Below are 24,335 nucleotides of genomic sequence, written 5' to 3' on the forward strand. Positions count from 1 at the left end.
AGTTAGTTATTGAAATCCGGTGCATACATTATGTACCGGATTTTTGTTTATAAACGCCCAGCCAATCCCGCCTACGATGCTCTATCCATTCAATTTAATACCCAACCTCATAATTTTTAGGTAAAAGGTACCCTAGGTAGAATTTTCATGTTGTTATAGATGATTAGTGAACAATTTGAGGATTCACCAATGAATATCATCGCCATCATGGGGCCAATGGGGGTCTACTATAAAGATGAGCCTATTCGCGAGTTGAGTGATGCTCTGCTCAGCAAAGGTTTCCAGTTGATCTATCCGAAGGATCATGGCGATCTACTCAAACTGATCGAGCATAATGCGCGGATTATTGGTGTTATTTTCGATTGGGATCAGCACAGCGCAGATCTCTGCGCTGAAATTAATGAGCTAAACGAATATCTTCCACTTTATGCTTTTATCAATACGACATCTTCACTCGATGTTAGTTTGAATGAAATGCGTATGGCTCTTTATTTCTTTGAATATGCTCTGAATGCTGCAGAAGATATTGCACAGCACATTGAACAATATACGACAGAGTATATGGATAGCATTACTCCGCCTTTAACTAAGGCACTATTTAATTATGTCAAAGAGGGGAAGTATACTTTTTGCACTCCAGGGCATATGGCAGGAACTGCTTTTCAAAAAAGCCCGGTAGGTAGCCTGTTCTATGATTTCTTTGGTGCCAATACCCTCAAAGCGGATATTTCAATATCAGTCACTGAACTGGGTTCATTATTAGATCATAGTGGGCCACATCTGGAAGCCGAAGAGTATATTGCCCGCACATTCAATGCTGAACAGAGCTATATGGTGACGAATGGCACGTCGACGGCAAATAAAATTATTGGAATGTACTCGTCTCCTGCCGGTAGCACGGTATTAATTGATCGTAATTGCCATAAGTCTGTGACGCATCTTCTGATGATGAGCGATATTATTCCGCTTTATTTACATCCAGCTCGTAATGCATATGGCATTTTAGGTGGCATACCGCAGCGTGAATTTACCCGAGAGTCTATTACCGAGAAAGTTGCACAAACTAAGAATGCCCATTGGCCGGTACATGCGGTTATTACCAACTCGACCTATGATGGCTTGCTCTATAATACCGACTATATTAAGCAAATCTTGGATGTGCCTTCAATTCATTTTGATTCAGCGTGGGTTCCTTATACTAACTTTCATGAGATCTATGAGGGTAAAAGTGGCATGAGTGGGGAGCGGGTTGCCGGGAAAGTATTTTATGAAACGCAATCGACGCATAAATTACTGGCGGCATTCTCTCAAGCTTCAATGATTCATATTAAAGGTGACTACAATGAAGGCACTTTTAATGAAGCTTATATGATGCATACCACGACCTCACCAAATTACAGTATCGTCGCCTCAATGGAGACGGCAGCGGCAATGATGCGGGGCAAGCCGGGGCGACGGATGATTATGCGCTCCATCGAACGGGCGATGCATTTCCGTAAAGAGGTGCGGCGTTTACGCTCGGAAAGCGATAACTGGTTTTTTGATGTCTGGCAACCTGAGGCCATCGACGAAATCGCCTGTTGGCCGCTACAGCCGGGGCAGAAGTGGCATGGTTTTAGCGACGTAGATGCGGATCATATGTATCTGGACCCTATCAAAGTAACTATTTTGACGCCGGGAATGAGCCCTGAAGGTGAACTTGAAGATGAAGGGATCCCTGCTGCTTTGGTCGCCAAATTCTTAGATGAGCGCGGTATCGTAGTAGAGAAAACCGGCCCATATAATTTACTGTTTTTATTCAGTATTGGTATTGATAAAACCAAGGCAATGAGTTTATTACGCGGGTTGACTGAGTTTAAACGTGCTTTTGATCTTAATTTACGAGTTAAAAATATGCTGCCGGATCTGTTTGCTGTGGATCCGGATTTTTACCGCCATATGCGCATTCAGGATCTGGCGGCCGGTATCCATCAATTGATCCGCCAACATGATTTGCCCCGCCTAATGCGCCAGTCATTTGATGTGCTGCCAGAGATGAAACTCACGCCATATAATATGTTCCAGCAACAGATCCGCGGTAATATAGTCGCTTGCGATATGGCCGATTTGATTGGCAAAGTGGTCGCCAATATGATCTTACCTTACCCACCGGGCGTTCCGCTGGTGATGCCCGGCGAAATGATTACTGAGAAGAGCCGAGCAGTATTGGATTTCCTATTGCTGCTGGGCGCTATTGGTGAACATTATCCCGGATTTGAAACTGATATCCACGGTGCCAAGCGTAGCGAAGATGGACGTTATTGGGTCAATGTACTGAAAAATAACTAGGTTGGAATATATGCTGGCAATACGTCAGGTTCATCATATTGCGATAATTGGCTCAGATTATCAGGCAAGTAAGAAATTTTACTGCGAGGTGCTGGGTTTTAGCCTAATGAGTGAAGTCTATCGTGAAGCCCGAGACTCATGGAAAGCTGATCTGGCACTCAATGGGGAATATCTTATTGAGTTATTCTCTTTTCCTGCTCCGGCGCCACGGCCTAGCCGTCCAGAAGCTTGTGGATTACGGCATCTGGCGTTTCAGGTTGATGATATTGAATTAGCCGTGCGCGAGCTTGAAGCCGCAGGGGTTATTTGCGAGGCGATTCGCATTGATCCCTATACCGAATCACGTTTTACTTTCTTTAATGACCCAGATGGTTTACCTCTGGAGCTCTATGAATTGATACCGGAATAATATGAACGCCACTTCCTCGACCCCCAATGTTTTGCTTAACCCGTTATTCGCGCAATTGGGTGAACAGCGGCGGGTATTGGTTGGGTTCAGTGGTGGTTTGGATTCCAGTGTGCTGCTGCATTTATTGGTGTGTCTGCGTGACCAACTTATTCCTGAGCTGAAGATTCGTGCCATTCATATTCACCACGGACTAAATCCTCGGGCTGATAGCTGGGTTAAGCATTGCCGGCAGCAATGTGAACAATGGAAAATCCCGTTAGAAGTGGTGCGGGTTAGTATCGATGCCCGCCACTCTGGTATTGAAGCTGCCGCCAGAACCGCCCGTTATCAGGCATTTACCTCACATTTAGCGGCTGATGAAGTGCTGCTTACCGCCCAGCATCTGGATGATCAGTGTGAAACTTTCTTATTAGCGCTTAAACGTGGCAGTGGCCCTGCGGGTTTATCCGCGATGGCGGCGAGAATGCCCTTTGCGCATAGCCAATTATTGCGGCCACTCCTGGCATTCTCGCGCGCGATACTCGAAAACTATGCCCGAACCCAACAGCTACAGTGGATTGAAGACGACAGTAATCAAGATGATCGCTTCGATCGCAATTTTCTACGATTAAGAGTTTTACCTTTGCTTAATCAGCGTTGGCCGCACTTTGCTCAAGCCACTGCGCGTAGTGCCAGTTTGTGTGCTGAGCAGGAACAATTGCTGGATGAGTTACTGGCTGATAATTTACAGCAATTACAAAACCCTGAAGGCGCGCTATCTATTGAAGGCTTATTACTTGCTTCGGAAGCTAAGCGTGCGGCATTACTGCGGCGTTGGTTGGCCGGATGTGGTGCTTCAATGCCGTCGCAGAGCCAACTGCAACGTTTGTGGTTGGAGGTCGCCATGGCCAGACCTGATGCTGAACCTCAACTGATTCTCGGAGCACATCAGGTTCGTCGTTTTCGGCAATATTTATATCTATTATCGCCGCTGGCTGAGATAAGCGTACCACATCTGACTTGGGCGACTGTTCTGGCGGCCCCTGACCAAACAGCGGCACTACCGGAACCCTTGGTTTTACCTGCCAATCTTGGCGTGTTGAGTTTTGTTGTTGATGGCGGGCAAGCTGTTAGATCCGCGGCTATTGGTGAAGAAATAAGTATACGTTTTGGTTTGCAAGGAGAGATCAAAATTGTTGGGCGGCATCATTCGCGCCACATTAAGAAAATATGGCAGGAATTGGGGGTTCCCCCCTGGTTGCGAGAGCGCATTCCGTTGCTGTATTTTGGCGAACAATTAATTGCGGCTGCGGGGGTCTTTGTCACGCAAGCGGGTCAAGCGAGTGCAGGAGAACAGTGCTGGCATCTGGATTGGAACACCGCAGTATTAAAAAATAAAAATAGCTAATGTGGTTTATTTTGAGGAGCAATGATGAAATTAGTCGTCAGTATAGTGGTGTTAGGTTTATGCAGCTTTTCAGCACAAGCCAAAAATGATATTGAGGCGGGTCGGGCGAAGTCAGCAACTTGCGTCGCTTGCCATGGTATGAATGGCAAAACCTCGGTGCCGATGTATCCCAGTCTGGCGGGGCAAAACTCAGTCTATCTTGAGCAATCTCTGGCTGCTTATAAAAAAGGCAATCGTACCGGGGGGCAGGCTGAAGTGATGCGCGCTTATGTTTCTCAGTTGTCTGATGAGGATTTTTCGGATCTGGCGGCATATTATGCCAGTTTAAAACCCTAACGAGATTCGGATAACAATGAGCAATGCTTACCGCGATACTCGAAATCATGGGTATTCAGTAAGTTTGAAGGCTGGATACAAAACAGGCCGCTTTGCAGCGGCCTGTCAGTAATGCACGGAAATTATGATGCACTGACTATTACAGTCCCGATTTCGGGGTGACTGAAGCTGGCTATATGGTCAAGACGTAGCTCACGTTCTTTCCCTTCCTGCTCAACAATCAAGTATTCGACTTTTTTTCTCAGCAGCAGATCGACAGCTTTACCTTCCACGATCTCGCCACCTCTCAACTTCAACGTCAGTATTAGGTGATGTTGGCAGGCGAGTTCCAGATTATCGTAGTCATCGCAATTGATGGGTTGATATTCATCGTTCATCAACATAATCGCTCACCAATAAGTTAGCAGCGGCATAGGCCGCTTGTTCCCTAACGGAGGACGGGAGTGCGTCGTTAGCCGCAACTTCGTCCAATGCTTTCAATACACAACGCAGTGCGTCTGGCACGTAGCCACGGTCACCGCTTCCAATTTCGGCATAAAAACGGCGTACTAATTCACAGTATTGCTGCACAATAATCCTCCCGGAAAAGTTTAACCCGGTAGATTCTCAGCGGAAAGTCACACTGTCAAACTACGAAGATAAACTCTGAACTTATAAGGACTATAGCACAGGAGTGATAGAGATATTAGAGTGGAAATGCAGGTTTCTTTTTATCATTGATGACACTAATAACTCTCTTTATGCAGGGTTGGCTGGCTGCTGATAGACCTAATCAAGTACACTGTCAGCCAGATAATTAAGAGGTCACTCATGGCACTAAAAGCAACCATCCATAAAGCCGCAGTTAACATCGCCGATATGGATCGTAATTTCTTTCAGGATGTTAACCTGACAATCGCGCAGCACCCCTCAGAAACGGACCAGCGTATGATGCTGCGTTTATTGGCATGGATTTGCCATGCAGATGAACGTTTGCAGTTCACCAAAGGGTTGAGCGCCGATGACGAGCCAGAAATTTGGCGTCACAATGATCACAATGGCATCGAATTATGGGTTGAACTGGGGCTTCCTGAAGAGAAGCGACTACGTAAAGCTTGTAATCAGTCACAGCAAGTTGTGCTTTATGCCTACAGCGAACGAGCCGCCAAAGTGTGGTGGCCACAGGTGCAAGAAAAGCTGTCCGGCCACCGTAATCTTCGAGTGCGTTTCCTTGATGATGAACAGATGGCGAAGCTGGCGGCATTATCGACTCGTAATATGTCATTACAGGCTACGCTGCAAGAGGGAACTATTTGGTTATCAGATGCTCAGAATAATCTGGAAATTAGTTTTGATGAATGGCAAGGCAACGGGCAATAAGTGTGTTGATTATATCTAATAATGTCAGTCTGCCCGACAGTGAGATTGAACTGACGGCAATTCGAGCTCAAGGTGCAGGAGGGCAGCATGTTAACAAAACCTCAACTGCTATCCATTTGCGCTTTGACATTAAGGTCTCAAGCCTGCCAGAGTACTATAAAGAGAAGTTATTAGCGCTCAATAGCCATTTGATGACCGCCGACGGGGTGATCATCATCAAAGCGCAAGAGTATCGCAGCCAGGATATGAATCGCGAGGCTGCACAGCAGCGGCTGGTGGCATTGATTCGTCAAGCTATGGTGGTGGAGAAAACCCGCCGGGCGACCAAACCGACTAAAGGCTCAAAAATCAGGCGAGTTGAAAGTAAAGTCCGCAAGGGAGCAACAAAGGCGCTGCGCGGCAAAATACATCAGGAGTGATGCTTATATCGGCCAGCTTTATAGATTGCTATCGATACGGCCTCATTGCTTATATATCGGACACAGTATGGGAGAATGACTGTGAGTAAATTAGCAATAACGCTGTTTTTGGCAGTAGGTGCGCTGTCATTATTGGGGTGTAATAATCGGCATCAGCCGGTTGAACAGGATTTACAACCCATGCAGCAAAGTTATCATGGTGTACTGCCTTGTGCAGATTGCAGTGGCTTGGATACCTCACTGTTTCTTGATAGCGATGGGACCTTTGTCCTGAAAGAAACTTATCGCGGCAGCAAAGATGGCGACCAATCCTTTGCTGAATATGGTACATGGGCACGTACTGCCGATAAATTAGTGTTAACCAATGGGCAGGGAGAAAAACGTTATTTCCAGCCAGTAGGTAAAAATTTGGTGATGCTTGATACGCAAGGCCTGCCGATTAAATCTAGTTTGAACTATAAACTGGTACCGAGCGAAGAACCTTTGCCTAAAACACCGATGCCATTAAGCGGGATGTATAAATACTTCGCTGATGCGGCAGTGTTTACCGATTGTGCCACGGGCAAAACTTTCCCAGTAGAAAATAATATTACCTTGGAAAAGGGGTATTTTAATGCCCGTAAAAATCCAGGTGAGCCAGTATTCCTGCGCCTTAACGGTCATTTTGATATCCGGCCGTCAATGGAAGAGGGGCGGTCAGATAAAATGCTGATCCCGGCAGATAATATTCAGTTTATTGCGAATAAAAACTGTGACAGTAAATAATCTTATTCTTACTTTTTGAAATTAAAGCAATAAAAAGCCGCTGGTAGTTATTCACTCTCCAGCGGCTGGGTAAGGAAAATGCCCAATGATCTATTGGGCATTTTGCCAACGCTAAATTAACGTTTGATTTGGCTCAGCAGGAAATCAATGATTTCATTGGTTTTAATCATTTGTTTCTCACCGATACGGCGATTTTTGTATTCCACTTCTTCGCTGTCGAGATTGCGGTCACCAATAACGATATTGTGTGGCACGCCAATTAATTCCATATCAGCAAACATCACGCCCGGACGCTCTTTACGGTCGTCGAGAATAACGTCAATCCCATGAGAACGCAGCGTGGCATACAGCTCTTCCGCCAGTTCTTTCACTCGGAAAGATTTATGCATGTTCATTGGTAAGATAGCCACCTGGAATGGGGCAATAGCATCTGGCCAAATAATGCCACGGTCATCATGATTCTGCTCGATTGCGGCAGCAACCACACGGGACACCCCGATACCGTAACAACCCATGGTCATCACTTGGTTGCGGCCATCTTCACCCTGAACCGTCGCTTTCATTGCTTCCGAGTATTTGGTGCCTAGCTGGAAGATATGGCCAACTTCAATACCGCGTTTGATTTGCAGTGTGCCTTTACCGTCTGGGCTGATATCGCCTTCAACCACATTACGTAAGTCAGCAATGTGTGGCAGCGGTAAATCACGTTCCCAGTTAATGCCAAAGTAATGTTTGTCGTCGATATTGGCGCCTGCACCGAAGTCACTCATCACTGCCACACTGCGGTCAGCCACCACTGGCAGTTGCAGATTAACCGGGCCTAATGAACCTGGGCCGGCACCGATAGCCGCGCGAATTTCTTCTTCGGTGGCAAAGGTCAGCGGTTTGGCAACCTGAGGTAATTTCTCAGCTTTGATTTCATTTAATTCGTGATCACCGCGCACCAGCAGAGCCACCAACTTATGGCCGCTCTCTTCATGAGCATGAACCAATAAGGTTTTCACTGTTTTCTCAATCGGCAGTTTGAATTGCTCGACTAATTCAGCGATGGTTTTGGCATTCGGAGTATCAATGATTCGCAATTCTTCTGTGGCGGCTGCGCGTGGCTCAGAAGGGGGCAGTGCCTCAGCAAACTCGATATTCGCGGCATAGTCAGAACCGGTTGAGAACACGATATCGTCTTCGCCACTCTCCGCCAGCACTTGGAATTCATGTGATGCACTGCCACCGATGGAGCCAGTGTCTGCCAGTACCGCACGGAAATTCAGATCCATACGCTCGAAAATCTTACTATATGCGGCATACATCGCATCGTAAGTTTCTTGCAGGGATTCCTGAGTGGTATGGAAAGAGTAAGCATCTTTCATCAGGAATTCGCGTGCGCGCATCACACCAAAACGTGGGCGAACTTCGTCACGGAACTTGGTCTGGATTTGGAAGAAATTCAGCGGCAGCTGTTTGTAAGAGTTAATCTCACCGCGAATCAGGTCAGTAATCACTTCTTCATGCGTTGGGCCGAGCACAAAAGGGCGCTCGCCGCGATCAACAAAACGTAACAGCTCAGGGCCGTATTGTTCCCAACGGCCACTCTCTTGCCATAAATCAGCGGGTTGCACGACAGGCATAGAAACTTCGATAGCACCGGCGTTATTCATTTCTTCGCGCACGATGTTTTCGACTTTCTTCAACACCCGAACCCCGGTCGGCAGCCAGGTATAAAGACCTGAGGCCAGTTTACGGATCATCCCAGCGCGGAGCATCAGTTGGTGACTGATAACTTCAGCATCAGCAGGTGTCTCCTTCAGAGTGGAGAGCAAATATTGGCTAGTACGCATGATGTTTTGGTTCCATTAGCACTGCAATTAGAGGCAGCCAAAAAAGTAAAAAGTGGTTTAGTTTACCAGCGAGTGCGGGTTGTCAAAAGAGAGCAGGCTGAAATTTAGCGATGGTCGATAGATAACACTTCCGTTTGCTGCCCAATAACCCGCCAACGCACATTGAATTCCAGCAGTAGAACAGCATACTCCCGACTTTCGCTATCTTCTTTACGGTAGGCGGGGCGTGGGTCTTGTGCCAATACCTGAGTGATAAAACGCCGCAAATGTGGATAGCGTTGTTGCTGTTGTGCCAACTGTTGCTCAGCGGTGATGGAAAAGCAAACTTGCATATCGGCATCAGGGGCGGTTTGAGCAAAACCGGCGCGTGCCAATGGCTGGCTCTCGGCAAAAGGCAGATAGGGCTTGATATCAATTACCGGCGTGCCATCAACCAGATCCAAACTGCCCAGCTCCAAAATCACCTCTGTGCCCCGGCAATGTACTGCTTTCAGCTCAATCAGAGACATCCCAATCGGGTTGGGGCGAAATGTGGAGCGGGTGGCAAATACTCCCATTCGGGCATTACCTCCCAGACGCGGAGGGCGAACCGTTGGTCGCCAACCGCCATCCATGGTTTGATGGAAAACAAACATCACCCATAGATGACTGAAATCAGATAACCCGCGTACAGCTTCCGGCTGGTTATAGGGGGCCAGCAGTTGTAACTCTCCACCGCCATCTTCAATCAAACCGGGCTGCCGCGGTACTGCAAACTTCTCTTTATAGGGCGAGCGGATGACACCGATCTGATTAAAGGAAAATACACTCATTTTGATGAAACATTCAGTGCGGAGCCCTGACACACGGCTTGTTGATAACAGCCGGGGACACCACTGAGTATTTCACATTGATGCAGTAAGACCGCATTGGCTTTCATATAAGATGCTCGGGTTTGCATTCTTTTACGGGCAGTTGCGATACTCGGTGGCGAGTCTTGAACGGTGGATTGGCACGACTCACCGGACACTTCTCCTAAGTCGCGGAAAGGCTTGCCAACAAGCTCTTCAGCACTTTTATACAGTTTTACTGGTGCCGGACGAGGGGCAACCGTAGGGCTGGGTTTGGTAACCGGAGGGGGTTGCTTAACCGGGCTGTCTGTGGTGGATGGCTTTGATTGAAGCATGGAGCATCCAGTTAGCGAGAGGGCTAACAGACACAGAGGTAACGCACGCATAGAAATTCCTCAGCCTTTTTTATTTAAGAGGCGCTATTGAAGCAATCTATTATGCAAATAACAAGACGGGCCAGGGCCCGTCTTGCAATATATTTAGCAAATACTGAATAGAGTAAACCAAGTATTCAGTAAAATAGTCAATTGGTGATTACCAGCCTTTGACTGCGCCGCCATTGAAAGCTTTGTTTGCAGCATCGTAAACTTCGTCAGACTGGTAAGCCTGGACGAATTTCTTCACGTTTTCCGCATCTTTATTATCTTCACGGGCCACGATCAGGTTCACGTAAGGTGACTCTTTATCTTCCACAAACAGGCCATCTTTCGCTGGCGTCAGGCCAATTTGGCTGGCATAAGTGGTATTGATAACCGCCAAGGCAATTTGTTGGTCATCCAAAGAACGTGGCAACTGAGGTGCTTCCAATTCAACCAATTTCAGGTTTTTAGGATTTTCAACCACATCCAGCACAGTTGGCAGCAGGCCAACACCCTCTTTCAGCTTAATCAGGCCCACTTTTTGCAGCAGTAACAGAGAACGGCCGAGGTTAGTCGGGTCGTTCGGCAGCGCTACCTGAGAACCCGGTTGCAGTTCATCCAGAGATTTGATTTTTTTAGAATAACCAGCAATCGGGTAAACGAATGAGTTGCCAACAGCAACCAGTTTGTAACCGCGATCTTTAATTTGCTGATCCAGATAAGGTTTATGCTGGAAAGCATTCAGGTCAATGTCACCTTTGCTCAATGCTTCGTTTGGCAGCACATAGTCGTTGAATGTCACCAACTCAACATCCAAGCCATATTTGTCTTTTGCTACTTTCTGAGCCACTTCTGCAACTTGTTGCTCTGCACCCACAATAACGCCTACTTTAATGTGGTTTGGATCTTTCTCTGCTGGGCCGCAACCCACCAGTGCCAGAGTACCAATCAGTGCGCTGACTGCCGCGATAGATTTGAATTTTAAAGACATATCCCTTCCTCTATAGACATTCGTTAAGATGCGCCGCTGTGTGAGGCAGTCGCTGGTTAATCACTATTTATGGGTAACGGCTTTTACGATCCGATCGCCACTGAACTGAATCAGGTAAACCAGAATTACTAATAATACTAATACTGTATTCATTACAGTGGCGTTATAACCAATGTAACCATACTGATAGCCGATTTGACCTAGGCCACCGGCACCTACTGCTCCCCCCATCGCGGAATAGCCCACGAGGGTAATTAAGGTAATTGTGGCTGCATTCACTAAGCCGGGAAGGGCTTCTGGCAGCAACACTTTCTTAATGATTTGCATTGGTGTTGCGCCCATTGCACGTGCGGCCTCAACCAGACCAGATGGAATTTCCAACAGCGCATTTTCCACCATACGGGCGATAAAGGGAGCGGCACCTACAGTTAACGGTACAATTGCTGCCTGTAAACCAATAGAGGTACCGACAATCATCCGAGTGAATGGAATCATCCATACCAGTAAGATAATAAAAGGTATGGAGCGGAAGATATTCACCACGCCAGACAAGGTCCGATAAACCTTGTTATTCGCAATAATTTGCCCTGGGCGAGTGACATACAGTAGCACCCCAACCGGCAGCCCGAGAACAAAGCCAAAGAAACCAGACACGAAGGTCATCATTAGAGTTTCCCAGACGCCTCGGGCCATTAACCACATCATTGCCTCAGACATAACCCAGAACCTCTACTTTTACATGATGATCTTGTAAGAACTTAATGGCAGCGAGGCCATCTTGAGCGTCGCCATGCACCTCGGCCAGCATGACACCAAATTTAACGCCACCGGCATAATCCATTTGCGAGCTAAGAATGCCGATATCAATATTAAAGCGGCGCACTGCTTGTGAAATTAACGGCGCATCAACTGATTGGCCGGTAAATTCCAATTTCAGCAGGGGCACTCGGTCGGTACTTGGCTCTTGAGTCATACGCTGGGCGTAATCTTCTGGAATATCCAAATGTAAGGTTGATTGAATGAATTGCTGAGCCAGCGGAGTTTTCGGGTGAGAGAACACTTCACTAACGCTATCTTTTTCAATCAATTTACCTTCACTGATAACTGCCACCTGATCACAGATGCGTTTCACTACATCCATTTCATGGGTAATCAGCAGAATGGTTAGCCCTAAACGGCGATTGATATCTTTTAACAGTTCCAGAATTGAGCGAGTTGTTGCTGGATCTAGCGCGCTGGTGGCTTCATCACATAACAGAACCTTAGGATTACTGGCCAATGCGCGGGCGATAGCAACACGCTGTTTCTGCCCACCGGACAGGTTTGCCGGATAAGCATCTTGCTTATCGGACAAACCGACCAAATCCAACAGCTCAGTCACTCTCTTCTTTATATCTGCCCGCGAAGTATTGTCCAACTCGAGGGGCAGCGCGATATTGCCATATACCGTACGGGAAGATAGCAGGTTGAAATGCTGGAAAATCATACCTATTTGACGACGTGCACGCGTCAATTGGCCTTCAGATAAGGTTGTCAGATCTTGCCCATCAACCAGAACTTGTCCGCTGGTAGGGCGCTCTAACATATTGGCGCACCGAATCAGGGTGCTTTTACCGGCACCTGAGGCACCGATAACGCCATAAATCTGCCCAGCTGGGACGTGTAGACTCACGTCTGAAAGCGCGGTAATAGTGCGCGAACCCTGCTGGAACACTTTGCTGATGTGAGAAAGTTTAATCATATTATTCTTATTTTATCGTCGTTTCCGTGGCTAGATAAAAAGTAAACTTCAGTAGAACCAAAGTATGGATTGGATGTTAAGGCGTCTAGACGGCTAAGTCAACTGGCAACACCGATTCTCTTCCATTCTCAATCGACAATGAAACATGCGATACTAGCGGCCTTGACAGCCCTTAGGAGCAAATAAGTGACTCAGCCCGTCCCCGCAATATTTTTAGATCGTGATGGCACAATTAATGTCGATCACGGTTATGTCCACGAAATTGATAATTTTCAGTTTATCGACGGTGTCATTGATGCTTGCCGTGAATTGAAAGAAATGGGTTTTGCTTTGGTTCTGGTTACCAATCAATCGGGCATTGCGCGCGGTATCTTTACCGAAGAGCAATTCTTAAGCCTAACCGAATGGATGGATTGGTCCCTTGCCGACCGTGGTGTTGATTTGGATGGTATCTATTTCTGCCCGCATCATCCCGATGGCAGTGTAGCGGAGTTCCGTGAAACATGTGAATGCCGCAAGCCATTGCCGGGCATGTTACTGCAAGCGCAAAGTGAATTGAACATCGATATGGCTTCTTCTTATATGGTTGGCGATAAAATTGAAGATATGCAGGCAGCTGCTGCGGCGAATATCGGTACTAAAGTGTTAGTTCGTAGCGGCAAGCCGGTTACCGCTGAAGGTGAGGCTAGCGCTGATTGGGTGCTAAATAGCCTGACAGATCTGCCAAAAGCGATAAAAACGCGTCACAAGTAGTCGTTACGTTCAAATAATAAGCAGTCAGAAAAAACTTTAATATAAACCCTTGCCATTCTGAAGCGGCTCCCTATAATGCGCATCCATCGACACGGCGCTGTGAGCAACTTCACAGAGTGGCCGGGAAGAACAGAGAAAATTAACTGATTAAGTGGTTGACTCTGTAGCGGGAAAGCGTATTATCTGCCTCCCGCGTTACCGTAAGATTCGCCGAAAGGCAAACGGGTAACGAACGCTCTTTAACAATTTATCAGACAATCTGTGTGGGCACTCGCAAGACGATATCGAAGCCTGTTTCGGCAGGCAGAAGAAATATCAAAGTCTTGAAGAGTGACCAAAGCAGTACACATTTGAACTTCGGTTCGAATGCATATTTGCAGAAAGTAATCTTTGAGCATCGCTGCTTTTATTAGCAGCAAATCAAACAAATCTTAAATTGAAGAGTTTGATCATGGCTCAGATTGAACGCTGGCGGCAGGCCTAACACATGCAAGTCGAGCGGCAGCGGAAAGTAGCTTGCTACTTTGCCGGCGAGCGGCGGACGGGTGAGTAATGTCTGGGAAACTGCCTGATGGAGGGGGATAACTACTGGAAACGGTAGCTAATACCGCATGACCTCGCAAGAGCAAAGTGGGGGACCTTCGGGCCTCACGCCATCGGATGTGCCCAGATGGGATTAGCTAGTAGGTGGGGTAATGGCTCACCTAGGCGACGATCCCTAGCTGGTCTGAGAGGATGACCAGCCACACTGGAACTGAGACACGGTCCAGACTCCTACGGGAGGCAGCAGTGGGGAATATTGCACAATGGGCGCAAGCCTGATGCAGCCATGCCGCGTGTGTGAAGAAGGCCTTCGGGTTGTAAAGCACTTTCAGCGAGGAGGAAGGGGTTGAGTTTAATACGCTCAATCATTGACGTTACTCGCAGAAGAAGCACCGGCTAACTCCGTGCCAGCAGCCGCGGTAATACGGAGGGTGCAAGCGTTAATCGGAATTACTGGGCGTAAAGCGCACGCAGGCGGTTTGTTAAGTCAGATGTGAAATCCCCGCGCTTAACGTGGGAACTGCATTTGAAACTGGCAAGCTAGAGTCTTGTAGAGGGGGGTAGAATTCCAGGTGTAGCGGTGAAATGCGTAGAGATCTGGAGGAATACCGGTGGCGAAGGCGGCCCCCTGGACAAAGACTGACGCTCAGGTGCGAAAGCGTGGGGAGCAAACAGGATTAGATACCCTGGTAGTCCACGCTGTAAACGATGTCGACTTGGAGGTTGTGCCCTTGAGGCGTGGCTTCCGGAGCTAACGCGTTAAGTCGACCGCCTGGGGAGTACGGCCGCAAGGTTAAAACTCAAATGAATTGACGGGGGCCCGCACAAGCGGTGGAGCATGTGGTTTAATTCGATGCAACGCGAAGAACCTTACCTACTCTTGACATCCACAGAACTTAGCAGAGATGCTTAGGTGCCTTCGGGAACTGTGAGACAGGTGCTGCATGGCTGTCGTCAGCTCGTGTTGTGAAATGTTGGGTTAAGTCCCGCAACGAGCGCAACCCTTATCCTTTGTTGCCAGCACGTCATGGTGGGAACTCAAAGGAGACTGCCGGTGATAAACCGGAGGAAGGTGGGGATGACGTCAAGTCATCATGGCCCTTACGAGTAGGGCTACACACGTGCTACAATGGCAGATACAAAGTGAAGCGAACTCGCGAGAGCAAGCGGACCACATAAAGTCTGTCGTAGTCCGGATTGGAGTCTGCAACTCGACTCCATGAAGTCGGAATCGCTAGTAATCGTAGATCAGAATGCTACGGTGAATACGTTCCCGGGCCTTGTACACACCGCCCGTCACACCATGGGAGTGGGTTGCAAAAGAAGTAGGTAGCTTAACCTTCGGGAGGGCGCTTACCACTTTGTGATTCATGACTGGGGTGAAGTCGTAACAAGGTAACCGTAGGGGAACCTGCGGTTGGATCACCTCCTTACCTAACGATACGCATTGCGTAGTGTCCACACAGATTGTCTGATGAATGTAAACGAGCAAGAGCACCTGTTGATGTTGTGAGTTTCGACTCATGCTGATACGAAACGGTTAGATTTCGGTTTAATCGGAACTTCGTGTCCCCATCGTCTAGAGGCCTAGGACACTGCCCTTTCACGGCTGTAACAGGGGTTCGAATCCCCTTGGGGACGCCACTCCGATAATGTGTGAAAGACATTATCACCGGTTCTTAATGAACCACAAAGTATCTTAAAGATGACTTTAACAAGTCGTGTTTAAGATATTGCTCTTTAACAATCTGGAACAAGCTGAAAATTGAAACAATACAGCTGAAACTTATCTCTCCGTAGATGTACTGAGATAACGAGTAACCTGTATTAGAGTCTCTCAAATAATCACAGCGCAAGTTGTCGAAAGACACCTTCGGGTTGTGAGGTTAAGCGACTAAGCGTACACGGTGGATGCCTAGGCAGTCAGAGGCGATGAAGGGCGTGCTAATCTGCGAAAAGCGTCGGTAAGCTGATATGAAGCGTTACAACCGACGATACCCGAATGGGGAAACCCAGTGCAATTCGTTGCACTATTGCATGGTGAATACATAGCCATGCAAGGCGAACCGGGGGAACTGAAACATCTAAGTACCCCGAGGAAAAGAAATCAACCGAGATTCCCCCAGTAGCGGCGAGCGAACGGGGAGGAGCCCAGAGTCTGAATCAGTTTGTGTGTTAGTGGAAGCGTCTGGAAAGTCGCACGGTACAGGGTGATAGTCCCGTACACAAAAATACACTTGCTGTGAACTCGATGAGTAGGGCGGGACACGTGACATCCTGTCTGAATATGGGGGGACCATCCTCCAAGGCTAAATACTCCTGACTGACCGATAGTGAACCAGTACCGTGAGGGAAAGGCGAAAAGAACCCCGGCGAGGGGAGTGAAATAGAACCTGAAACCGTGTACGTACAAGCAGTGGGAGCACCTTCGTGGTGTGACTGCGTACCTTTTGTATAATGGGTCAGCGACTTATATTTTGTAGCAAGGTTAACCGAATAGGGGAGCCGTAGGGAAACCGAGTCTTAACTGGGCGTCTAGTTGCAAGGTATAGACCCGAAACCCGGTGATCTAGCCATGGGCAGGTTGAAGGTTGGGTAACACTAACTGGAGGACCGAACCGACTAATGTTGAAAAATTAGCGGATGACTTGTGGCTGGGGGTGAAAGGCCAATCAAACCGGGAGATAGCTGGTTCTCCCCGAAAGCTATTTAGGTAGCGCCTCGTGAACTCATCTTCGGGGGTAGAGCACTGTTTCGGCTAGGGGGTCATCCCGACTTACCAAACCGATGCAAACTCCGAATACCGAAGAATGTTATCACGGGAGACACACGGCGGGTGCTAACGTCCGTCGTGAAGAGGGAAACAACCCAGACCGCCAGCTAAGGTCCCAAAGTCATGGTTAAGTGGGAAACGATGTGGGAAGGCATAGACAGCCAGGATGTTGGCTTAGAAGCAGCCATCATTTAAAGAAAGCGTAATAGCTCACTGGTCGAGTCGGCCTGCGCGGAAGATGTAACGGGGCTAAACCATGCACCGAAGCTGCGGCAGCGACACTTAGGTGTTGTTGGGTAGGGGAGCGTTCTGTAAGCCGTTGAAGGTGGACTGTGAGGTCTGCTGGAGGTATCAGAAGTGCGAATGCTGACATAAGTAACGATAATGCGGGTGAAAAGCCCGCACGCCGGAAGACCAAGGGTTCCTGTCCAACGTTAATCGGGGCAGGGTGAGTCGACCCCTAAGGCGAGGCTGAAAAGCGTAGTCGATGGGAAACAGGTTAATATTCCTGTACTCGGTGTTACTGCGAAGGGGGGACGGAGAAGGCTAGGCTAGCCGGGCGACGGTTGTCCCGGTTTAAGCATGTAGGCGGAGTGACCTGGTAAATCCGGTTGCTTATCAACGCTGAGGTGTGATGACGATGCACTACGGTGCAGAAGTAGTTGATGCCAAGCTTCCAGGAAAAGCCTCTAAGCATCAGGTAACATTGAATCGTACCCCAAACCGACACAGGTGGTCAGGTAGAGAATACTCAGGCGCTTGAGAGAACTCGGGTGAAGGAACTAGGCAAAATGGTGCCGTAACTTCGGGAGAAGGCACGCTGGCATTAGGTAAAGAGACTTGCTCTCGTAGCCGAAGCCAGTCGCAGATACCAGCTGGCTGCAACTGTTTAATAAAAACACAGCACTGTGCAAACACGAAAGTGGACGTATACGGTGTGACGCCTGCCCGGTGCTGGAAGGTTAATTGATGGGGTCAGCCGCAAGGCGAAGCTCTTGATCGAAGCCCCAGTAAACGGCGGCCGTAACTATAACGGTCCTAAGGTAGCGAAATTCCTTGTCGGGTAAGTTCCGACCTGCACGAATGGCGTAATGATGGCCAGGCTGTCTCCACCCGAGACTCAGTGAAATTGAACTCGCTGTGAAGATGCAGTGTACCCGCGGCAAGACGGAAAGACCCCGTGAACCTTTACTATAGCTTGACACTGAACATTGAGCCTTGATGTGTAGGATAGGTGGGAGGCATCGAAGCGTGGACGCCAGTCTGCGTGGAGCCAACCTTGAAATACCACCCTTTAATGTTTGATGTTCTAACTCGGCCCCGTAATCCGGGGTGAGGACAGTGTCTGGTGGGTAGTTTGACTGGGGCGGTCTCCTCCCAAAGAGTAACGGAGGAGCACGAAGGTTAGCTAATCACGGTCGGACATCGTGAGGTTAGTGCAAAGGCATAAGCTAGCTTGACTGCGAGAGTGACGGCTCGAGCAGGTACGAAAGTAGGTCTTAGTGATCCGGTGGTTCTGAATGGAAGGGCCATCGCTCAACGGATAAAAGGTACTCCGGGGATAACAGGCTGATACCGCCCAAGAGTTCATATCGACGGCGGTGTTTGGCACCTCGATGTCGGCTCATCACATCCTGGGGCTGAAGTAGGTCCCAAGGGTATGGCTGTTCGCCATTTAAAGTGGTACGCGAGCTGGGTTTAGAACGTCGTGAGACAGTTCGGTCCCTATCTGCCGTGGGCGTTGGAAGATTGAGAGGGGCTGCTCCTAGTACGAGAGGACCGGAGTGGACGAATCACTGGTGTTCGGGTTGTCATGCCAATGGCATTGCCCGGTAGCTAAATTCGGAAGAGATAACCGCTGAAAGCATCTAAGCGGGAAACTTGCCTCGAGATGAGTCTTCCCTGGGGCTTTAAGCCCCCTGAAGGAACGTTAAAGACTATGACGTTGATAGGCTGGGTGTGTAAGTGCAGCGATGCATTGAGCTAACCAGTACTAATGATCCGTGAGGCTTAACCTTACAACACCGAAGGTGTTTTGGTTATTTGAGAGTATATTTTAATTTTCAGCGACGTTTACAGATTGAATTGGCTGGCTGCATGGGAGTTATAGTGTAGCGGGTTGATTAAAACAGAATTTGCCTGGCGGCCATAGCGCGGTGGGACCACCTGAACCCATGCCGAACTCAGAAGTGAAACGCCGTAGCGCCGATGGTAGTGTGGGGTCTCCCCATGCGAGAGTAGGACACTGCCAGGCATCAAACACGCATCATCAGAGTGACATCTGGTGATGGACAAAATCGCCAAGCGCGGTTTTGCACAGCGAGAAGCGCTGGCCCTGAAGAGGGTAAGTATCAGGAAGATACACGTAAAAGAATCGGTGGAGCGGTAGTTCAGTTGGTTAGAATACCTGCCTGTCACGCAGGGGGTCGCGGGTTCGAGCCCCGTCCGTTCCGCCACTTATTGCAAAACCCCTGAATCATAGATTCAGGGGTTTTTTGCATTATAGAATTCTAATCTGCTAGATATATTCCTCAATAAAGGCTCATCATTATCCTTCCTTGACACTATTTCCCCCTAACGCATCTATATTACTCTACATGAAACTTACTGTTAAAATTCAGCTAGTTAGTTGCCGTATGCATATATAAATAGAGCTGTTTGGTTAAGTATAAAATCTCAATCTGCTAGTTATGTTCCTCTAGAAAGCTCATCAATAACCTTTTACGGCAGCATTTACCCCTATAATGTCTATATTACTCTACATACAACTTACTGTTTGAATACAGCAGTTCAGTTACTACATGTTTATATGAGGCTAATGGGGAAGGGAAAACGCAGAGTATCAAAGTGGGGACAGCGACATTAAGCCCTCGGATTGAGGGCTTAATGGTTAAGCGGGTTCTTTACGGCAGATTAATAATGTATGCCCAATGCCAAGACCATCAATATCTTTCTCAATATAGAATCCGGCAGCAGTTAAGCATTGGTAAAAAGTATCTGAATGATAAAAACGGCTATTACCATTAGCCATACATGTAAAATATAGGGAGGAAGCGTTTAAGCTAAATGCGCCTGCTTCGAACTGTTGTCTATCCCAAAATATCTCCATGATACATACGTAGCTGTCGGGCTTCATCGCACGATGGATAAGCTTGAGAATATGTACAATTCTTTCTTCACTAAAACAGTCTAGAAATTGGCTCATCCACCAAACATCAGCATCATTTGGTAGCTTATCAGCTAATAATAGATCCACTGGGTAGGTACTAATACGATTACTGAGACCTTTGCTTTTGACATTTTCGTTAGCTAATACCAACTGCTGCGGTAAATCCAATAGTGTTATCTTCACGTCAGGGTCATAAGCTGCGCATTGCAGAGCCCATTTACCGGTATTAGCACCAATGTCATATATATGCTTTGGTTCTAGATCAAAAATGGTTTTTAGTGCAAGTTGAAAGGCATTATCGGAGTAAAAGTGATCAAAAGCGAACCAACTTTCGCGGGCAGCAGTCGGTAACTCACTCAGTGCTGGGTAAATAGTGGGCCATTCACCAAATACTGATAGTCCTGCAGGTTTTCCCGTCTCTAGTGCTTCTTTTAAATTGAATAAACCTTGGTAACAAACATCTTGAGTAAAGTCCATATTTACGCGGGTCATTTGGTCATGTAATAAGTAGTGACCAACCTTTCCAAGATAAAATTGTTTTTCCCGCTGATAGAGAATATTGCCACTAAGCCCCATATCGAGCAGGATGCTGATTGCATATCGACTGAGTGAACAACGGGTATCAAGCTCATCCAGTGTGATACCGTTTTTACCTGATTCATCTAATGCGGCTAGGATCCCTGATTCTCTCAGGTTAAGTGCGGCTTGAAATAGCATAGGGGCAAAAGCTATTTTCTGGGCTTCAGTGATTGCTGCTAAAGCACTAATTTGGTCTTTATCATATCCGTAGCGCAAGCTTACGTCCTCGTAATCCAGGTAATCGCTCACCATTCGACATGGTTGAATTAGAATGGCGAACGAGATTTTATTTTAATACAATCCTTTGTTATAAAAGGATTTTATACTGATGGTTGAACAAGTTTGGTCTGAATGTCTTTGTTTAAGTTAGCGATCCAGCGATTATACTTTGAATGTATTTTCCCATTCTTTGCGTCCATGTTAGTGCTGCCAACGTATTTTATTTGGTAATTATTAGCACTGTAATTGATTCTTATTTCAACGATATGATCACGATTGATTAATTTGCCATTAATCACACCTTCAGAAGCAGGTACCATTATCCAGCCGCGGCTTATACCGCCAGCTAAAATGGCTCTTTGTACTTCTGAAGCGGTGTGACTTCCCATCACTGTTTGATTAACATCTTGGATAGGTGTTGTACCTGCACAACCAGTAATAAATGCAATAGATACCAACCCGACTAGAAGGATTTTTAATATTTTCATGATGATCCAATTTACTAATAATTTTCATGTTATTCATGGGAGGAATAACGCAGATATGCTATACAGCAAACATAAAATACTCTGACTTATTCGAATACACAAATATTCTTATGTTTTATTTATTTTAAATAAATGTAAAATTTATATTATAAATTTATTCTGGTTTTCATTTTTATATTTATTGTGAATTTATTTCAAATTTTTCTAAAGAATATTATATTAGTGCCGATAAGTAATTTATTTTTTTAATTTTAATTATAGATTTATTTAGGTTTGATGATTTTTTAATTAAACAAAGTCATAACTAAGACAGTTTTTAAATGCTTTTTATCTAAAAATAGAATAAATTATCTCGCTTTACTGCTTGCTACTTGGGAAGTTTCGATATCGTGGTTCATTCGTTGAGTGTATTGAACTGGTGTGCTTTAGCTCCTGGTATGGGGTCGCATGAGCAGTGGATTGCTTGGGCGCAAGATCCTGAGCTCCGTGCGACATGGCAGGGAGATTTACCCAAGTCATCACATATACCTATGATGTCCGCGAGAAGAATGAGTACAGGTAGCCGGCTCGCTGTTGAAGCGGGTCTTTCATTACTCGAAGGGGCCACTGCTGATATGGTGATTTTTACTAGCCGCCATGGAGAATTAGAGCGTACTTATAAAATATTACAATGCCTCAATTCTCAGCAGAATATCTCGCCGACCGATTTTGCCATGTCAGTGCATAATACGGCCTCTGGATGGCTGACTATCACAGCAAATGAGACAATGCCTGTGGCCTCTCTTGCCGCAGGAATCGATAGCTTTCAGCAAGGCATTATTGAGGCGATGGGCATGCTCGCCAGTGGCGCTAAACGTGTATTATTGGTCGATTTCGATGGAATTATGCCTAATTTTTATCATTCTCAGACTTCTCCAATAGGGTTGCCCTATGCTTTGGCATTACTGTTAGCCGTCGGTGATGATTTACAGTGTGAATGTATCTCTTCGATTGATTCTAATGAATCTGAATTACCCCAGGGGCTTAGCTTCTTACGTCATTGGTTGAATAAAAAACCTTCTTTTGTGGTACGCGGTCAGCATAATAATTGGCAATGGAGTCAGTGATGGACAGCTCTCTCGCAGTACAAACTGCCTCCCAGCATTCTTCTTTACTTAATCGTTTATGGCGAGTAGTGGCGACCGGCTTTTGTTTTGCACTGTTTGGTCTTGGGGGGCTGATATTATCCATTGTATGGTTCTCCTCGCTCCGTCTCATTATTCGCTCTGAGGCGGTGCGTAGTCGAGTCACTCAATTGAGTATTCGTTATAGTTTTCAACTGTTTCTACGAATCGCTAGATTTCTTGGTGTCTTTGATTACCAGATAAAAAATAGCGAACTGTTCTCTGAAGATGCAGGATGCTTGATTGTTGCTAACCATCCCAGTCTATTGGACTATGTGTTACTGGCTGCACATATGCCAAGGTGTGATTGCATTGTCAAAGAAGCACTACTGAATAATATATTTGTTTCCGGTGTCATTAAGTCTGCCGGTTATTTGGTTAATACTGAATCAGATAAATTATTGGTGCATTGCAAATCTCGTTTAGGTCTTGGGGGAAGTATCCTTATATTTCCAGAAGGAACGAGAACAACTGCAGGTGGTATGCTGAGTTTGCAGCGGGGAGCGGCTAATATTGCATTACATAGTGGATGTAATATTCGAGTGGTGTTTATTGACTGTAACCCGCCAATGCTGACGAAAGAGCTTAAATGGTATAATATCCCGCCAGTAAAACCCCAGTTTAATATTACTGTTCAAAATAAAATCAATAGTAAGGATTTTATTCAAGATAGTGATTTATCGCTAGCGCTTGCCGCGAGACGGCTGACTAAGCATTTAACCTGTGCATTAATGCCCGAATCTAAGAGAAAGAATTAATGGAATTACTCAGTAGTGAGATTAAACAGCTAATTATTGATGCCTTGAACCTGGAAGGAATGTCAGTGGATGATATTGATTCGCAGGCTGCATTATTTGGTGATGGTTTAGGTTTGGACTCAATCGATGCGCTAGAACTTGGATTAGCATTAAAAAACCGATATAGCGTTGTGCTCTCGGCAGAGAGTGAAGATATGCGTCAACACTTTTATTCGGTAGAAACGCTCGCGAAATTTATTTCTGAACAGCGTAACTAACAGGATATTGCACTAATGGACAAACAGGAAATATATCAGCAGATTACAACTCTTCTGGTTAAGCTTTTTGAAATTGATGAGGCTGACATTAAGCCAGAATCGCGACTGTATGAAGAATTAGAGTTGGACAGTATTGATGCTGTCGATTTGGTGGTGCATTTGCAGAAAGTGACCGGCAAAAAAATAATGCCAGAAATGTTCAAATCGGTTCGAACTGTGCAAGATGTTGTCGATGCTGTCGATAGTTTATTAAACACCCAATCGTAAGTGGTGAAATCAGGTGACAGCTAATCAAAGTAATTTATTCATTGGTCGCCTGGCTATTTTGCTCAAAGTTTTCACGGTTATTGCACTTACTGCCTATCCTCTGGCGGTGTGGTTTGGTTTGACGCGCTGGGGAATGCAGGTATTAGCGCCAATACTGTTATTAATGTTTACACTGCGGTTGTTTGTCGTACGTAATCAAATTAAACAACAACTTTGGTTAGGTAAAGCGCTGGCACTTACTGGCATTATTCTGTCTTTGGCAAGTTGGGGATTAGGGCAGGCGCAATGGTTGTTGTTTTATCCTGTTGTGGTAAACATCCTATTACTGTCACTGTTTACCTATTCTCTGTTTTATCCCCCACCCATCATTGAACGATTGGCAAGACTGGCCGAGCCTGAATTGCCTCCTCAAGCCGTGGTTTATACCCGCAAGGTAACGCAGGTATGGTGCGCTTTTTTTGCAGTAAACGGTGCTATTTCTCTGGCAACCTGTCTGTACGGTAATATGCATCTATGGGTTTTGTATAACGGTGGCCTGAGTTATTTACTTATTGGTTCTTTGATGGGTCTGGAATGGATAATCAGAAAAAGAGTTCAACAGCAATGA

The 24,335-nt window shown here is 46.6% G+C and carries 23 protein-coding genes, 2 tRNA genes and 3 rRNA genes; 18 read left to right on the forward strand and 10 right to left on the reverse strand.

Features of this window, described 5'->3' with window-relative positions; genetic code table 11:
• Positions 1–189: 189 nt before the first annotated feature.
• From N0H69_RS07935 to N0H69_RS07950, 4 genes are read left to right on the forward strand one after another with little or no spacing between them, the layout of a single operon-like run.
• The gene (locus N0H69_RS07935; RefSeq protein WP_050152409.1) at positions 190–2,328 is read left to right on the forward strand and encodes a lysine decarboxylase LdcC; all 2,139 of its coding nucleotides are present in this window, start codon (positions 190–192) and stop codon (positions 2,326–2,328) included.
• Positions 2,329–2,338: 10 nt separating this feature from the next.
• Entirely contained in the window at positions 2,339–2,737 is a 399-nt protein-coding gene (locus tag N0H69_RS07940) for a VOC family protein (protein ID WP_050136186.1), read from the forward strand.
• A gap of 1 nt (position 2,738) precedes the next feature.
• Entirely contained in the window at positions 2,739–4,124 is a 1,386-nt protein-coding gene (tilS, locus tag N0H69_RS07945; protein WP_151420043.1) for a tRNA lysidine(34) synthetase TilS, read from the forward strand.
• Positions 4,125–4,145: 21 nt separating this feature from the next.
• A complete protein-coding gene (locus tag N0H69_RS07950) occupies positions 4,146–4,460 on the forward strand; it encodes a c-type cytochrome (protein ID WP_050124033.1) in 315 nt (104 codons plus the stop codon).
• A 122-nt stretch (positions 4,461–4,582) separates the two neighbouring features.
• Here N0H69_RS07950 and rof read toward each other — a convergent pair whose 3' ends face one another.
• Together rof and N0H69_RS07960 are read right to left on the reverse strand one after the other, a co-directional pair.
• Positions 4,583–4,843 carry a Rho-binding antiterminator gene (gene rof, locus N0H69_RS07955; RefSeq protein ID WP_032910235.1) on the reverse strand — a complete coding sequence of 87 codons (261 nt, stop codon included), beginning with the start codon at positions 4,841–4,843 and terminating at the stop codon, positions 4,583–4,585.
• Entirely contained in the window at positions 4,827–5,030 is a 204-nt protein-coding gene (locus N0H69_RS07960) for a YaeP family protein (RefSeq protein WP_004706681.1), read from the reverse strand. The genes rof and N0H69_RS07960 overlap by 17 nt, the downstream gene beginning before the upstream one ends.
• 240 nt (positions 5,031–5,270) lie before the next feature.
• Here N0H69_RS07960 and N0H69_RS07965 point away from each other — a divergent pair, with 240 nt between their 5' ends.
• The 3 genes from N0H69_RS07965 (at position 5,271) to nlpE (ending at position 7,003) form a co-directional block, all read left to right on the forward strand.
• A complete protein-coding gene (locus tag N0H69_RS07965) occupies positions 5,271–5,819 on the forward strand; it encodes a YaeQ family protein (RefSeq protein WP_050109910.1) in 549 nt (182 codons plus the stop codon).
• A 2-nt stretch (positions 5,820–5,821) separates the two neighbouring features.
• Complete coding sequence (gene arfB, locus N0H69_RS07970) at positions 5,822–6,238, forward strand: alternative ribosome rescue aminoacyl-tRNA hydrolase ArfB (RefSeq protein ID WP_050152411.1); 417 nt, start codon at positions 5,822–5,824, stop codon at positions 6,236–6,238.
• A gap of 81 nt (positions 6,239–6,319) precedes the next feature.
• The gene (nlpE, locus tag N0H69_RS07975; protein ID WP_050152417.1) at positions 6,320–7,003 is read left to right on the forward strand and encodes an envelope stress response activation lipoprotein NlpE; all 684 of its coding nucleotides are present in this window, start codon (positions 6,320–6,322) and stop codon (positions 7,001–7,003) included.
• A gap of 116 nt (positions 7,004–7,119) precedes the next feature.
• Here nlpE and proS read toward each other — a convergent pair whose 3' ends face one another.
• From proS to metN, 6 genes are all read right to left on the reverse strand, one after another.
• Entirely contained in the window at positions 7,120–8,838 is a 1,719-nt protein-coding gene (gene proS / locus N0H69_RS07980) for a proline--tRNA ligase (protein WP_050152412.1), read from the reverse strand.
• Between the two features lie 104 nt (positions 8,839–8,942).
• Positions 8,943–9,650: a tRNA (N6-threonylcarbamoyladenosine(37)-N6)-methyltransferase TrmO gene (gene tsaA / locus N0H69_RS07985; protein ID WP_050109907.1), complete on the reverse strand. Its 708-nt coding sequence runs from the start codon at positions 9,648–9,650 to the stop codon at positions 8,943–8,945.
• Positions 9,647–10,054, reverse strand: a complete 408-nt coding sequence (rcsF, locus tag N0H69_RS07990) for an envelope stress sensor lipoprotein RcsF (protein ID WP_050124037.1) — start codon at positions 10,052–10,054, stop codon at positions 9,647–9,649. The genes tsaA and rcsF overlap by 4 nt, the downstream gene beginning before the upstream one ends.
• A gap of 148 nt (positions 10,055–10,202) precedes the next feature.
• Entirely contained in the window at positions 10,203–11,018 is an 816-nt protein-coding gene (locus N0H69_RS07995) for a MetQ/NlpA family lipoprotein (RefSeq protein WP_050109905.1), read from the reverse strand.
• 63 nt (positions 11,019–11,081) lie between these two features.
• Positions 11,082–11,735, reverse strand: a complete 654-nt coding sequence (locus N0H69_RS08000; RefSeq protein WP_050098138.1) for a methionine ABC transporter permease MetI — start codon at positions 11,733–11,735, stop codon at positions 11,082–11,084.
• On the reverse strand, positions 11,728–12,759 hold the full coding sequence (metN, locus tag N0H69_RS08005; protein ID WP_050109904.1) for a methionine ABC transporter ATP-binding protein MetN: 1,032 nt from the start codon (positions 12,757–12,759) through the stop codon (positions 11,728–11,730). Before metN ends, N0H69_RS08000 begins: the two co-directional genes overlap by 8 nt.
• 186 nt (positions 12,760–12,945) lie before the next feature.
• Here metN and gmhB point away from each other — a divergent pair, with 186 nt between their 5' ends.
• The 6 genes from gmhB to N0H69_RS08035 all read left to right on the forward strand — a co-directional run bounded on the left by gmhB (position 12,946) and on the right by N0H69_RS08035 (position 19,284).
• Positions 12,946–13,512, forward strand: coding sequence for a D-glycero-beta-D-manno-heptose 1,7-bisphosphate 7-phosphatase (gene gmhB, locus N0H69_RS08010; RefSeq protein WP_050152413.1), 567 nt, complete (start codon positions 12,946–12,948; stop codon positions 13,510–13,512).
• Between the two features lie 433 nt (positions 13,513–13,945).
• Positions 13,946–15,488: ribosomal RNA gene (locus tag N0H69_RS08015) — 16S ribosomal RNA — on the forward strand.
• 135 nt (positions 15,489–15,623) lie between these two features.
• Positions 15,624–15,699 (forward strand) — tRNA-Glu (locus N0H69_RS08020).
• Positions 15,700–15,939: 240 nt separating this feature from the next.
• Positions 15,940–18,846, forward strand: a 23S ribosomal RNA gene (locus N0H69_RS08025).
• A 120-nt stretch (positions 18,847–18,966) separates the two neighbouring features.
• Positions 18,967–19,082: ribosomal RNA gene (gene rrf, locus N0H69_RS08030) — 5S ribosomal RNA — on the forward strand.
• The 16S, 23S and 5S rRNA genes sit together here with 2 tRNA genes alongside, the layout of an rRNA operon.
• Positions 19,083–19,207: 125 nt before the next feature.
• Positions 19,208–19,284: transfer RNA gene (locus N0H69_RS08035), tRNA-Asp, on the forward strand.
• Between the two features lie 434 nt (positions 19,285–19,718).
• Here N0H69_RS08035 and N0H69_RS08040 read toward each other — a convergent pair.
• Together N0H69_RS08040 and N0H69_RS08045 are read right to left on the reverse strand one after the other, a co-directional pair.
• Complete coding sequence (locus N0H69_RS08040; RefSeq protein ID WP_479688369.1) at positions 19,719–20,792, reverse strand: methyltransferase; 1,074 nt, start codon at positions 20,790–20,792, stop codon at positions 19,719–19,721.
• Between the two features lie 104 nt (positions 20,793–20,896).
• Positions 20,897–21,283: a hypothetical protein gene (locus tag N0H69_RS08045; RefSeq protein WP_050123110.1), complete on the reverse strand. Its 387-nt coding sequence runs from the start codon at positions 21,281–21,283 to the stop codon at positions 20,897–20,899.
• Positions 21,284–21,672: 389 nt separating this feature from the next.
• Between N0H69_RS08045 and N0H69_RS08050 the strand changes: the two genes are divergently transcribed.
• The 5 genes from N0H69_RS08050 to N0H69_RS08070 are packed head-to-tail and all read left to right on the forward strand — an operon-like array spanning position 21,673 to position 24,335.
• Entirely contained in the window at positions 21,673–22,389 is a 717-nt protein-coding gene (locus N0H69_RS08050) for a beta-ketoacyl synthase chain length factor (RefSeq protein ID WP_072077608.1), read from the forward strand.
• Positions 22,389–23,204, forward strand: coding sequence for a lysophospholipid acyltransferase family protein (locus N0H69_RS08055; protein WP_050123105.1), 816 nt, complete (start codon positions 22,389–22,391; stop codon positions 23,202–23,204). The genes N0H69_RS08050 and N0H69_RS08055 overlap by 1 nt, the downstream gene beginning before the upstream one ends.
• The gene (locus tag N0H69_RS08060) at positions 23,204–23,461 is read left to right on the forward strand and encodes a phosphopantetheine-binding protein (RefSeq protein WP_032911715.1); all 258 of its coding nucleotides are present in this window, start codon (positions 23,204–23,206) and stop codon (positions 23,459–23,461) included. Before N0H69_RS08055 ends, N0H69_RS08060 begins: the two co-directional genes overlap by 1 nt.
• 15 nt (positions 23,462–23,476) lie before the next feature.
• Positions 23,477–23,728, forward strand: a complete 252-nt coding sequence (locus N0H69_RS08065; RefSeq protein ID WP_050151751.1) for an acyl carrier protein — start codon at positions 23,477–23,479, stop codon at positions 23,726–23,728.
• A 13-nt stretch (positions 23,729–23,741) separates the two neighbouring features.
• Positions 23,742–24,335 carry a COG4648 family protein gene (locus tag N0H69_RS08070; RefSeq protein WP_050146064.1) on the forward strand — a complete coding sequence of 198 codons (594 nt, stop codon included), beginning with the start codon at positions 23,742–23,744 and terminating at the stop codon, positions 24,333–24,335.

It is taken from the genome of Yersinia alsatica (assembly GCF_025133195.1).
Lineage (GTDB): Bacteria > Pseudomonadota > Gammaproteobacteria > Enterobacterales > Enterobacteriaceae > Yersinia > Yersinia alsatica.

Bases quoted from the DNA above. Each gene is read 5' to 3' on its own strand.
- N0H69_RS07935 (WP_050152409.1), top strand. From the start codon at position 190: ATGAATATCATCGCCATCATGGGGCCAATGGGGGTCTACTATAAAGAT.
- N0H69_RS07940 (WP_050136186.1), top strand. From the start codon at position 2,339: ATGCTGGCAATACGTCAGGTTCATCATATTGCGATAATTGGCTCAGAT.
- tilS (WP_151420043.1), top strand. From the start codon at position 2,739: ATGAACGCCACTTCCTCGACCCCCAATGTTTTGCTTAACCCGTTATTC.
- N0H69_RS07950 (WP_050124033.1), top strand. From the start codon at position 4,146: ATGATGAAATTAGTCGTCAGTATAGTGGTGTTAGGTTTATGCAGCTTT.
- rof (WP_032910235.1), bottom strand. From the start codon at position 4,843: ATGTTGATGAACGATGAATATCAACCCATCAATTGCGATGACTACGAT.
- N0H69_RS07965 (WP_050109910.1), top strand. From the start codon at position 5,271: ATGGCACTAAAAGCAACCATCCATAAAGCCGCAGTTAACATCGCCGAT.
- proS (WP_050152412.1), bottom strand. From the start codon at position 8,838: ATGCGTACTAGCCAATATTTGCTCTCCACTCTGAAGGAGACACCTGCT.
- tsaA (WP_050109907.1), bottom strand. From the start codon at position 9,650: ATGAGTGTATTTTCCTTTAATCAGATCGGTGTCATCCGCTCGCCCTAT.
- rcsF (WP_050124037.1), bottom strand. From the start codon at position 10,054: ATGCGTGCGTTACCTCTGTGTCTGTTAGCCCTCTCGCTAACTGGATGC.
- N0H69_RS07995 (WP_050109905.1), bottom strand. From the start codon at position 11,018: ATGTCTTTAAAATTCAAATCTATCGCGGCAGTCAGCGCACTGATTGGT.
- N0H69_RS08000 (WP_050098138.1), bottom strand. From the start codon at position 11,735: ATGTCTGAGGCAATGATGTGGTTAATGGCCCGAGGCGTCTGGGAAACT.
- metN (WP_050109904.1), bottom strand. From the start codon at position 12,759: ATGATTAAACTTTCTCACATCAGCAAAGTGTTCCAGCAGGGTTCGCGC.
- N0H69_RS08045 (WP_050123110.1), bottom strand. From the start codon at position 21,283: ATGAAAATATTAAAAATCCTTCTAGTCGGGTTGGTATCTATTGCATTT.
- N0H69_RS08055 (WP_050123105.1), top strand. From the start codon at position 22,389: ATGGACAGCTCTCTCGCAGTACAAACTGCCTCCCAGCATTCTTCTTTA.
- N0H69_RS08060 (WP_032911715.1), top strand. From the start codon at position 23,204: ATGGAATTACTCAGTAGTGAGATTAAACAGCTAATTATTGATGCCTTG.
- N0H69_RS08065 (WP_050151751.1), top strand. From the start codon at position 23,477: ATGGACAAACAGGAAATATATCAGCAGATTACAACTCTTCTGGTTAAG.